Annotated in this window: 9 protein-coding genes; 2 read left to right on the top strand and 7 right to left on the bottom strand. The window is 39.9% G+C overall.

Going from position 1 to position 12,325, the window contains the following annotated elements; translation table 11 throughout:
• Positions 1-3 precede the first annotated feature (3 nt).
• Positions 4-1,422, bottom strand: a complete 1,419-nt coding sequence (locus tag WSC_RS0100865) for an MBL fold metallo-hydrolase RNA specificity domain-containing protein (protein ID WP_016954024.1) — start codon at positions 1,420-1,422, stop codon at positions 4-6.
• 309 nt (positions 1,423-1,731) lie between these two features.
• Here WSC_RS0100865 and WSC_RS0100855 point away from each other — a divergent pair, with 309 nt between their 5' ends.
• Positions 1,732-2,589 (top strand): GGDEF domain-containing protein, encoded by an 858-nt coding sequence (locus WSC_RS0100855; RefSeq protein WP_157447146.1) that lies wholly within the window; start codon positions 1,732-1,734, stop codon positions 2,587-2,589.
• A 20-nt stretch (positions 2,590-2,609) separates the two neighbouring features.
• On the opposite strand, the gene ptsP is transcribed toward WSC_RS0100855, so the two are convergent.
• Both ptsP and WSC_RS0100845 read right to left on the bottom strand, forming a co-directional pair.
• The gene (ptsP, locus tag WSC_RS0100850; RefSeq protein WP_016954021.1) at positions 2,610-4,274 is read right to left on the bottom strand and encodes a phosphoenolpyruvate--protein phosphotransferase; all 1,665 of its coding nucleotides are present in this window, start codon (positions 4,272-4,274) and stop codon (positions 2,610-2,612) included.
• Positions 4,275-4,322: 48 nt separating this feature from the next.
• Positions 4,323-5,195 carry a transglutaminase family protein gene (locus WSC_RS0100845; protein ID WP_016954020.1) on the bottom strand — a complete coding sequence of 291 codons (873 nt, stop codon included), beginning with the start codon at positions 5,193-5,195 and terminating at the stop codon, positions 4,323-4,325.
• Between the two features lie 132 nt (positions 5,196-5,327).
• Between WSC_RS0100845 and WSC_RS0100840 the strand changes: the two genes are divergently transcribed.
• Positions 5,328-5,921 (top strand): Uma2 family endonuclease, encoded by a 594-nt coding sequence (locus WSC_RS0100840; protein ID WP_026016591.1) that lies wholly within the window; start codon positions 5,328-5,330, stop codon positions 5,919-5,921.
• A gap of 16 nt (positions 5,922-5,937) precedes the next feature.
• Here WSC_RS0100840 and WSC_RS0100835 read toward each other — a convergent pair whose 3' ends face one another.
• The 4 genes from WSC_RS0100835 to WSC_RS0100820 all read right to left on the bottom strand — a co-directional run bounded on the left by WSC_RS0100835 (position 5,938) and on the right by WSC_RS0100820 (position 12,319).
• Complete coding sequence (locus tag WSC_RS0100835) at positions 5,938-7,344, bottom strand: phosphomannomutase (protein WP_016954018.1); 1,407 nt, start codon at positions 7,342-7,344, stop codon at positions 5,938-5,940.
• A 37-nt stretch (positions 7,345-7,381) separates the two neighbouring features.
• The gene (locus WSC_RS0100830; RefSeq protein ID WP_016954017.1) at positions 7,382-9,526 is read right to left on the bottom strand and encodes a YjbH domain-containing protein; all 2,145 of its coding nucleotides are present in this window, start codon (positions 9,524-9,526) and stop codon (positions 7,382-7,384) included.
• Between the two features lie 63 nt (positions 9,527-9,589).
• Positions 9,590-10,687: a UDP-N-acetylglucosamine--undecaprenyl-phosphate N-acetylglucosaminephosphotransferase gene (gene wecA, locus WSC_RS0100825; protein WP_016954016.1), complete on the bottom strand. Its 1,098-nt coding sequence runs from the start codon at positions 10,685-10,687 to the stop codon at positions 9,590-9,592.
• 189 nt (positions 10,688-10,876) lie between these two features.
• A complete protein-coding gene (locus tag WSC_RS0100820; protein ID WP_016954015.1) occupies positions 10,877-12,319 on the bottom strand; it encodes a mannose-1-phosphate guanylyltransferase/mannose-6-phosphate isomerase in 1,443 nt (480 codons plus the stop codon).
• Positions 12,320-12,325 lie beyond the last annotated feature (6 nt).

Genomic DNA, 12,325 nt, shown 5'->3' with positions numbered 1-12,325 from the left:
AAACTAACCCGCTATTTCCACAAAACACTCAGGCAACAAAGCCTGATATTTTGCCTGCAACGCCACTTTAGCCTCATCATCGCCATGAACAATTTTAATATGCCCAGGTTTATAACGCATACGTTTCACAAAATTGATTAAATCAGACTGATCAGCATGAGCGCTATAACCCGACAAAGTATACACACCAGCTTTAATATCAACCCGCTGACCATCCAACACAACATAACCACCACGCGGGCCATATTTTTGAATATCCCGCCCCGGCGTCCCCTTAGCCTGATAACCCACAAACACAACATCAGTGCGCGAGTCCGGCAACAACGCCTGCAAATAATTCATAATGCGTCCGCCCGAGCACATACCGCTAGCGGCAATAACAATACAAGGCGAACCTTTACGGCGAATATACTCAATAGCATCTAAATGCTGTTGGTGATCATCAATGGTATACAAATTATCAAAATCGAGTGGATGTCTACCCTGCTTTAACTTACGCTTAGCCTCTTTATCCCACAAGGCCGACAACTTTTTATAATGCGCAGTAAAATCTGCCGCCATGGGGCTGTCTAAAATAATAGTTAAATCTTGCCAAGTAGAGTTATTAGCCGAGCGATAAATAATATCCTCAATTTCATACAACAACTCCTGCGTACGGCCAATACTAAAAGCAGGAATTAACACAGCGCCGTTATTTTCTAAACAACGCTCAACCACACTTTTTAACTGTGCGCGCCGCTGCTTACGGCCAATATGATTTTTATCACCATAAGTACTTTCTATCACCAAAGTATCCGCTTTGTATGGCGCTTTGGGTGAAGGTAACAAAGGTGTATAGGGGGCGCCTAAATCACCAGAAAAAACAAACCTATGTTTATGGCAATCAATCTCTACATAAGCAGAGCCTAAAATATGCCCCGCGGGCTGAAATTTAAACTTAACTTTTTCGCCATTTTTGGCGTTTTCACCAAGCGGTAAACTAAACCAAGTTTTATACTCAACCGGCGCAATAAGCGAATTAATCACTTTTAAAAACGACTCAACCAAACGCTTATCTTTAGTAATACCCAGCTTAATCGCATCTTCTAACACCAAAGGTAATAAATGCGCGGTTGCAGGCGTGCAATAAATAGGTTTACGAAAACCCGCAGCCACCAACCAAGGAATACGCCCAACATGATCAATATGGCAATGAGTCACAATAAGCGCGGCTACCGAATCAATTTCAAAGTCGATGTGCGGCGAATTGGCATCCGCCTTACCAGACGTTTCAGCACCTTGAAACGAGCCGCAATCAATTAGTAAACTAAAATTTGGGTTTATTGTTAACCTATGGCAAGAACCAGTAACACCGTCTACCGCACCGTGGTGGGAAATAACCGGCAAAGAAACAACTGCAGAAATATTTTTAGAAATGTTCATAACAATCCTTGTTAAGTTAATAAATTAGCGTTTTAAATCTCTATAAAAGTTTTCATGCGAACCTAACGCAATTAGCTCTAACAGCCTTGTCCAAATCAGACTTCTGGTTACCCCATAACTTTTTGGGTAATTTTAGTCAACCTCACAACCATTCAAATCTTTTAAAAGTGTAGCACCCACAAAAAATTGATGCAATTTACATCACCATTAGTATCAACTCAAATTACCAATTAATAGTAGACTAATATCCATTAAAGAAGAGGCGATGTGTTACACTAAAAGCGCTAATCATGAAAAGCGGGTGATAAAGTGAAGCCACTCCTGTCAATACTAAATAAAAAGCCAGCCAAATACATCTTCTGCCTTTCAGTAGTCATTTCACTCTTATTTACGGTTACTTCCGCATTAGTCAGAACAGGCATTGCCATAGAACTGCTATATATATTCCCAATAATAATAGCTAGTTGGTACGGCTCCAAAAAATCAGGTATTGCAATAGCATTATTCTGCACAAGCTTACTGTACCTTCTACAAATAATGAAATATAGACCGCCAGACACATCACTTGTTAACGAAACACTTAGCGCCCTTTGTCTCATATTACTTGCAATGCTAATAACCAACTTTAGAAACTTACATCGTATAGAATGCATAGCAGCGGATACAGATGAATTAACAAAAATAAACAACTCACGAGGATTTTACATTGAACTAGCGAATGAACTTGTGCGCTCGTCAAGATACCACCATACATTTTCACTTGCGTTTCTAGACATTGATGACTTTAAAAAAATAAACGACTCGCATGGACATATTGAAGGAGACCGGCTGCTTATTGAAGTTGCAAAATGCTTAAAAGGAGCCCTAAGAAAAACCGACACAGTAGCCCGAATTGGAGGAGATGAATTTGCGTGCCTATTGCCAGAAACCAGTCAAACCTCAGCAAAATCAGCTTTTTCCAATGCAAACTTACAACTTAAAAACAGTATGCTCAAAGCAAACTGGCCAGTTACTTTTAGTGTAGGCGTAGTCACTTTTGAATCAACGCCCGACGACATCAAAGAAGCCATGAAAGTGGCAGATAAACTAATGTATAGTGTAAAAAACTATAAAAAAAACAACATATCGTATCAAATATGGCGCAATAACAATCAGCCCCCCCCTTAACACATTGATAAAATGTTTACTTACAAACCTATATTTCTAATATTGTGTTTAATTGTTGAAACTAAAGGAGAAATCACGCTTAAAGACGTAACCCCACAGTTTAACAACCTCTCTGTATACAACTGATTACCAGCCAACTCACCACAAACAGACAAAGGCATTGCAGGAACATCATTATGCACCTTTTCAATTAACCGAAATATCACCTCAGGAGCCTCATTAAAATAGACGTCCGCCAATGCGCTTTCCCTATCAGCGGCAAATATATATTGGATTAAATCATTCGTTCCAAAACTAAAAAAATCTACATATGGCGCAATTTGAACCACCGACAAAACAGCGGCAGGAGTTTCAATCATTGCACCCAACAAAGGTTTTTTAACCGATAGCTCAGCACAACATTTAGACAGCACATTAGCAACAAACGCAACGTCACTTGCTACAGTTACCATAGGAATCAAAATTTGTAAGTCAAAATCTTCCATCAAACTCAGCAAAGCTTTTAACTGAATTTCCAGTAACTCAGGAAACTCGCGCATTAAACGAATCCCTCGTCGACCTAAAGCAGGGTTGCCTTCCTCGGGCAATCCAAGGTACGGCACAACTTTATCCGAGCCAACATCCAGCAACCTAACGCAAACAGACTTGCCGTTAAAAGGAGCGAGAGTATGGTTGACTTCACGGACAAGTTGCTCAAAAGTTGGAGGTTGAGTTTTACCAATATACAAATGCTCAAGCCGATAAAGTCCGACGCCATCGGCACCATCTTCAGCCGCTTTAACAGCGTCTTCCGCGCAACCTATATTCGCATTTACCTTGATGATATCCCCGCTTTCGGTAACAGCAAGCTCAAATGCTCGCTCTTTAAACTTAGCTTTCAACAAAGTGTCACGATTCACCCTAACCTGAAAATCCTCCAAAATTTTACGATTAGGGTTTAACGTCACAATCCCTTGAGCGGCATCAATCACAACCACATCGCCACTTTTAAAAAATCCTGTGGCTTTAGATATATCAGAAACACAAGGAATACCTAACTGACGAGTAAACAGTGCAGAGTGAGACCCAAACGAGCCATACTCCAACAAAATGGCTGCAACAGCCCTGTTTGCCAAATGAACAGTATCCGAGGGTAATAATCTAGGCACAACAAGTACACAATGCTCCGGAATAGAACTTAATGGATGAGTTGTAACGCCAGCTAAAGCTTTACGCAGTCGAACAGAAATATCCCGAAAATCCTCAGCTTTTTCTCTAGAAAAAATTGACTCCATTAATAAAAATCTTTTCTCCCAGCGCAAAAAAACGCGAAGAACAGCAATATTAGCAGGGAGCAAATTTGCAACAATTTCTTTTTGTAGCTCATCTGTAACAACTTTGTCGTTCAATATCTCAATATGCGAATTAAAAACCACAGCCAAGTTCGCATCTATTTCTTTTGCTACACGCGTGGCCAAAACAACCAACTCTTGCGAAACAAACTTAATCGCAATAGCTAAACGATTAACTTCAACCTCTACACTGATAATGCTACTGTTATCAGGCTGAGCATCAGGTAAGCCAGTTAAACTATCTAACACACAAACAGAGCCATGAGCAAAACCCACCGAAATACACGCCCCACGAGTAACAATAGGAATCAGGCTATCTTCAGCAGTGGATCGAATATCAGAGGACGTTTTCATTCTATATTTACTCGTTATTACAAAGTCGCCAATAACAACAAAATTTTATTAATCAAGCCTTACTGTTGGTAAAACTTCAGACACAAAAACGCTCACGGCCATAGCGGATATACCAGCGCCATAAAATTGACCAGACACAGGAGGAACCAATCTAGGGCACCTCGCAACAGCGACAGGAATATGTTCAAAGCCTGTAAGAGTACCCTGCGTAGGGTCAAACCCTTTCCAACCGACACCAGGGATAAAAACCTCAACCCAAGCATGTGTTGCGCCAGCGGCACCATTTAAATAATCAGAGCATATATAACCAGAAACAAACCTTGAAGCAAAACCAAGCTGTTTAACCACAGTCATATACAAATAAGCGAAATCACGACACGAACCAGAACGAAAATAAAGCGTTTGTTCAGGGCTTTGCACGCCCTCTTCATCTCGCTTTATATAAACGAAATTTTGATGAATATACTGATTAATTTCAAACAACAAAGTAAATGTTTGAATATGGTCGCCGTACACCCAAAACTCATCAACAAAAGCTTGAACAAGATCAGACTTTGCCAACTTATACCCGCTCATATACGGGCGCAAACACACTAGCTCATCCGTTTGGTAAATAAATGGAAAGTCAACAGCATAATCCTCAACCAAAAAATCAAACGGCTGAGCATCATATTTTTCAACCAACACTTCACTATTAACACTCAATACATTGGTTTTACAAAAAAATGAAGCAGATGCAACCGAATTACTTTCAACATCCCTAAACCAAAATAAATTGGCCTTGGGAAACACGGTTAACTCAGAAGAAATAATGCGTAAATCAACACCTTCACGAGGTCTTACACGCAACAAATGAGGAAACAGCAGCACAGGCTCTGGGTAAGTGTATTGGGTATAATGCCGAACCTTATAACGTTTCATACCTATCAGTATGAACCCTTACCACGCAATAGCAAGCAATACTCACTAATGAGAACAAACTTAAACAGCATAAAGATATTTACAGCAATTAATAGTAAACTAAAGCCAGCACAAGCAATTAAGGATTCAACAATGTCTACCGCCACAAAACAACAAAACATAACAGTAGAAGAATACTTAAATGGTGAGCTAATAAGCGACACCAAACACGAACTGGTTAACGGCCAAGTATATGCAATGGCGGGGGCAAGTAAAAACCACGAACGTATATCACTTAATATCTTGTCAGAACTTAGATACCATCTCAAAAACTCACCATGCGAACCCTTTGGTTCAGACATGAAAATAAGAGTACGGGATAACTTTTACTACCCAGATGCCTTGGTAGATTGTAGCGTTGATGAAACAACCCCGTACTTCACAACAACCCCAGTTATTGCGGTTGAAGTAATTTCAAAATCAACCCGAAAAATAGACGAACAAATAAAACGCATGGAATACATAAACATTCCAACACTAGTCGAATACGTAATAATTGAACAAGACTATGTAGATGTAGCGGTATTTCGTAAAAGCGACCAATGGCGGCCAACCCATTACTTTTTAGGCGATGAAATTCACTTTGAATCGATAGACCTAACACTCGCAGTAGAAGAAATATACTCACGAGTAAATAACGAAGACATGAATGAATTTATCGCCCAAAAACAGGGCAATAGCAAATGAGCTTTAGGCAAAAAAACTAAAGCTCTAACAAAAACGCTAACGCTTTAGTTAACAACTGCTGCGCTGCTTGGTTTGATGCTGATTCAACATAACAACGCAGCTCTGGAGCATTACCAGATGGTCTAAAATGCACAACATCACCATTATTCATAGTAATACGTAAACCATCAGTGGTATTCACATTATTCACAGACGCAAAACCCAGCTGAGCAGCTACTTTTTCAGGTTGAGTGGTTAACTCAGCAATTAAAGCTTTACTCTTTTCGGTCGCAAAATCTTTCAGCCTGTCACTTACAGTAAAACGTGGCGGTAAAGTTTTTAACTGCTCAGCTAACGTAGCCTTTTGAGTTAACAAAGCAAACGCAGGCAATAACGCATCACGTGTTGGCAAAGCTTTTAAACTTTTGCCTTCAACCAAAACATCGCTACCTAACAAATAACCACCGTTGGCCTCAAAACCGGCAATCGCCTTAAAATCACCCGACAGCGCCGAAAACTCAGCAATAACATACGGCGAACCAATTTTAGTGCGTACAACCTTAGTAAATAAAGCAGACTGCTCAATAGCCGTATTACAACTTACCGGCACAGCTAAAGCTTCAATATTAAGCGCTTTACTACACAACAAACCTAAAATATCACCACGTAACCAATTACCGTATTCATCAGCAATTAACGGGCGATCACCATCACCATCGGTAGAAAATATCGCATCAAAACCATACTCTTTGCTCCACGCTTGCGCTTTTGCTTGGTCTTCAGCCGAAACCGCCTCAGTATCAATCGCCACAAACTCATTACTGCGCTCTAAACTAGTTACCTGTGCGCCCAAAGCCTCAAAAATTTGTCGATAAATATCACGACCAGCACTTGAGTGCTCGTAAATACCAATGCTCTTACCAGCCAGCGCATCAGCAGGGTATAAAGATGTATAACGCTCAATATAAGCAGTTTTAGCGGCATCATCTGTAACTAATTCAGGTAAAGATGACAACGCTGTAAATTCAGCTTGTTCAGCTAAAATAGCCAACTCATCCGCTTTAGAAATCTCGCCATCAGGGCGATAAAATTTTAAGCCATTACGATCAAACGGAATATGGCTACCAGTAACCATAATAGCCGGCACATTATCTTGCATCGCTTTATAAGCCAAAGCAGGTGTAGGCACCACACCATAATAAACAGAATTTATACCCAACTGCTGCAAACCCTGCGCACAAGCTTGCGCCATAGCATAACTACTTGGGCGGTTATCAATAGCAATGGCAATAGTTGAAAAACTAAAGTTTTGTTGCGCCACCTTAGCAAAAGCAATAGCAAAAGCTGCGCAAACACTTGGGGTAAAATCAACCACTAAACCACGGGCGCCACTAGTGCCAAACTGAACACCCGAATTTTTAATAACACTTGAAGTAACTAACATTGTTAAACCTTTATCCTAAAAACTGTTTAAAGCAAAATTAAAGCTCAAAATACGCGGCACGCAACCTGTCTTGATGGCGCTGTAAATAACTGGTACCAGAGCGGCCAAAGTTATTAAAGTGGTTATCTAAATGGTAATAAGTACGCGCCTCGTCAGCTAAACCATAAGTTAAACCATTGTGCTCTTCGCCTACTAAAGTATTTAACACATAACTCCAATCGGCACGTGTTGTTACGTTAATAAAGCGATTATTAATATCTTTACGTACCCCAAAGTTATAAGTAAAACCTAAACCTATGGTTTTTTGGTATTCATCTTCATATACATAAGCAGTACTTAACCCTTCATCAGCATCTTTGGTCGCTTTAAACGACAAGTTTACCTCAAAGTCGTCAAAATAACGGCTGACTAAAATATCTATCCCTTTATCACCCGCCCAAAACTTACCATACTTAGTAAATATACTGGTATTTAACCAAGGCGAATAATATCTATACTTAATTGCAGAAACCTGCTTGTCACTGTGCTCTGGCAATGGTCGCAAACACGAAGACAAACTATTATTTGGGTTGGCCACACAAGGTCTGTAATAATAATAGCTTTTCTCACCTGAATACTCATATTTGCCTGAGTAAACAAAAAATTGATGTTGGCCATTATCACTGCGCCAACCTAACTCGCCACCAAGCATTTTATAATCGCGCGCAAACTTACCAAAACTAACTAAAGCTTTAGTATTAAAAGGCAAATTAATCGCCTGATTTAAAGTTAAGGTTTGAAGACCATTATCGTGTTTAGTAAAGTTTGGGATGCGACCACGGTCAACATCTTGGCTTTCAGTTAACTGAGTTAAATGAAAAGCAGTAGCGGTTAACCCCGGCCAAACCGGAATGGGTAACTCTAAATGTGTCGCTAAGGCTAACGAATAATCCAACATACCAAACTCAGTACCCACGGTCGATTTAATATGCGGATACAAAGTTAAACTAGGTTTAACAAAAAAGCTTGAATCTTCCTCTAACCAATTAACGCTTTGAGCAGAATTACCAGAGGTAATTTGCAACTCCCCCCCCTGTAAAAAGTTACGATACGCCACTACCGAAGTTGCCACAGAGTCAACCACAATACCGGCTTGCGTAATTTCTACAGTAAAGGCTGCTACCGATTCAGGTGCATACTGAGCAACTATCGCCATAACCACAGAAAAGGTATCAATATGATTGCCGCTATATCTATTATTTTCAACCCGAACAGTTAAATGCTCGCCCGACGGGTTTAAACCTAATTTAAAATCGGTAAATTTACGTTTACGCAAAGCTTGGCGAATTAATAACAAAGGTTCTGCTTGCTTTGCCTGATTTTGAGCAGCAGATGCCTGCACCTCATTAATACCGGTTTGAATAACATTCTCAGCTAAAGCAGGCGTAATTTCAGCACGGGTTTGGTACATATTTGTACTAATACCAATGCCCCAATAGGTATGATTAGTTAAATTATCTTCACTGGCACCCAACATAGCTTTGGCAAAAATGCGCGTATTACCACCTAACCAATCTTTTGGGGTTGAAAGCTCAACACCATAATTTGCACTTACAGCATCGTATTCTGCTAATACCGCACCCCACTCATAGGGTTGCCATTTGACCGCACCGAATACACCATCCATACGGCCAAAACTCGATTCACTTTGGCCTACACCTATTGAAGCATCTAAATTAAAATCAACAAAATAGCGCGACAAAACAGCATATTTTGAGTCTAGGAAATTTGACGCCCCACCTAAATCTTGAATACCAACAGCTAACTTAAACCAGTTTCCAGGAATATATGGTAAGGTAAACTTAATGTTCGCTGACAGATCGGAACCTTTTGTGGTTGTGTTGTGATGAGCCATATTTCGACCTGTAACCTCAAGATAATCAGAAAAAGCTGCTGCAAAATGAAAGTTAGGCGTAGATTGATAATGGTTGATTAGTTCTGATTGGTTACCATGCATAAATACAATTTCGCCATCACCAAAGTTATAAGCTGAAGGCACATTAAAATAGCCAGAAAACCCTTGAAAAGAGGTGGTGGTATCCGGCCTTTTTACTGGCGTATCGGCCATAGCAAAATTACTAACACAAGTTCCGCTAACCAACAAACCAGCTGTTGCTAATAAAGAAAGTTTAAATGTGCGCATTATTTATAGTTCCTGAAAGCAAAAAGGCCGAACAAAGCCGGCCTTTTACAACAAAATTAATTATTAAATAGTTTTTGCAAGCCGAGCTTGTCTTTTACGTATACGCTTAACAGTACTGCGGCGCACAAAACGTACTAGCTTCCATACACGAATTAATGCATAACAGTACACGGCAAATACAGCTAAAAAGCTAACAAACATAATCCACTCTGGTATTTGATACACCTCACCTGCAATACCAAAACCTGAATATAAACACGACAAGCTAAAAATAATAAACAGCGACTGACGTGAACTAAAGCCAGCACGCAAGAATATATGGTGTAAATGGTCTCTGTCTGGCAAAAAGGCTGATTGACCTTTACGCACGCGGCGGTAAATAATGGCCGCCATATCCATTAATGGAATACCAATAATCCACAATGCAGTTACAGTTCTAAAAGCAGCTTCACCGCTAGCAGATGCATCACCTTGTGTACCTAAGGTTAATAACCAAATAACACTTAAGCCAATAAACATAGAGCCAGCATCACCCATAAATATTTTTTTAACAGGTCCTGGTACTAAACTTAAGTTAAAAGCTAAATACGGCAATATCGCACAAACTAAAATTATTGGCAGGGCAATAAAGTCTTGCTGGTTAGCCAAATAAAACATAATACCAACACTGGCAAATGTGTTTAGCGCTAATGAACCTGCAAGGCCGTCGATACCGTCGGTCATATTAAATGCGTTAATTGCACCAATAACAGCAACAAAAGTAAGTAAAGCACCCAACACACCAATATCAATTGACCCTAAGCCAACTAAATTACCAAGGTCGTGAATATAAATATCGGCGCCAAACACCATAATACTGGCAATAAGCACTTGTGCAACAATACGTGAGCGCACACTAAGGTTGTGATAATCGTCTAACACACCTAAAAAAACAACAAATGCAGATGATATTAAAAATAAGGTAATTAACTTTTCGCCAGGGAAAGCCAACATACAAGCAAACATAGTTGCTATGTAAAACGCAATACCACCGACTAAAGGGATAGACCCTTTGTGCACTTTACGCGCATTTGGTTTGTCAACCAAACCGACTTTTTCAGCGAAAGGTTTTAAAATAAAGACTGATGCAAAACTAATAGCAATGGCGGCTATTATTTCCATATAAACTCCGTTTTTAGAGAGGCTATTTCAAACACGCGCAATAATACATCAAGCAACATGGCTTGAATATGACAATAGAAAAAAAATGTGGATTAATTCGCGTTGCGCCAAATAATTTAACATTTTTAATCTATTGAACAGATTAACCACAACAAATAAACAACAAGATTTAAATATTAAAACCCAATCTTATACGCGACCGTATCTATCTTCAAAACGTACAATATCGTCTTCACCAAGGTATGAACCTGACTGAACTTCAATCAGTTCTAATGGTACTTTACCTGGATTTTCTAATGCGTGAATTACACCAACTGGAATATAAGTCGATTGATTTTCTGTTAATAATAACTCTTTATCACCATTGGTTACTTTGGCAGTGCCAGATACTACAATCCAGTGCTCAGCTCTGTGGTGATGCATTTGCACAGATAATTTCGCACCAGGTTTTACTGTGATACGTTTAACTTGATAACGTGCACCATTATCAATTGAATCGTATTTACCCCAAGGGCGATATACTTCACGGTGGAACTGGAATTCGCTGCGACCTTCAGCTTTTAATTGGTTTACGATGTTTTTAACATCTTGCACCTTATCTTTAGCTGCAACCATAACCGCATCTTTAGTATCGACTATCACTAAGTCTTCAACACCAACAGTTGCTACCATACGGCCTTCAACCGAACCATAAACTAAACAGTTTTTGGTATTTTCGCCGATAAAGTCGCCACGCACGGCATTGCCGTTATCATCTTTATTATTCACTTCCCACAATGCTGACCATGAGCCAACATCATTCCAACCAGCATCTAATGGAACCACCACAGCAGCGTCAGTTTTTTCCATAACCGCATAGTCAATTGAATCATCTGGGCAAGCTTCAAAAGCCTCTTTATCTACACGAACAAAATCTAAATCAGCTGCTGTATTACCAATGGCTTTTTTACAGGCTTCTAAGATAGCAGGTTGGTATTTAGCTAGTTCAGCTAAGTAACGGTTCGCTTTAAACATAAACATACCACTATTCCAGTAGTACTCACCGCTATTTAAATATTCGGTTGCTGTGGCTAAATCCGGCTTTTCAACAAAACTATCTACTGCGTAAGCTGTGGCTACTGCGTTGCCACGTTTGATATAACCATAACCAGTTTCAGCATGGGTTGGCACAATGCCAAAAGTCACCATCTTATCTTGTTTGGCAAGAGCTTGGGCTTTATCAATGGCAGCTAAAAACGCATCATTGTTTTGAATAACATGGTCAGCGGCTAAAACTAATAGTAGAGGGTCGTCACCATTTGCAGTTGCTTGCAAAGCGGCAAGTGCAATAGCTGGGGCTGTGTTGCGGCCAACTGGTTCTAAAATTACTGGGCTTTGCAGCGCTTTAATCGCTCTAAGTTGCTCAGCCACCATAAAGCGGTTGTCTTCGTTACAAATTACCAGAGGTGCTAAATGATCACTGCCTTTTAAGCGCAATACAGTTTCTTGTAACATAGAGTTATCGCTTGCAAGCGGTAAATATTGTTTTGGGTAAGCTGAGCGAGAAAGGGGCCATAAACGCGAGCCAGAACCGCCCGCCATAATTACTACTTGAAGCACATTGTGTCCTGAATTCAGTATATTAATATTCATCAGTAC

Origin of the sequence: Catenovulum agarivorans YM01, assembly GCF_000281085.1 — a bacterium.
Classification (GTDB): Bacteria; Pseudomonadota; Gammaproteobacteria; order Enterobacterales; family Alteromonadaceae; genus Catenovulum; species Catenovulum agarivorans.
The sequence above is the reverse complement of the archived record's forward strand: the minus strand, read 5'-3'. Positions and strand labels throughout refer to the sequence as shown.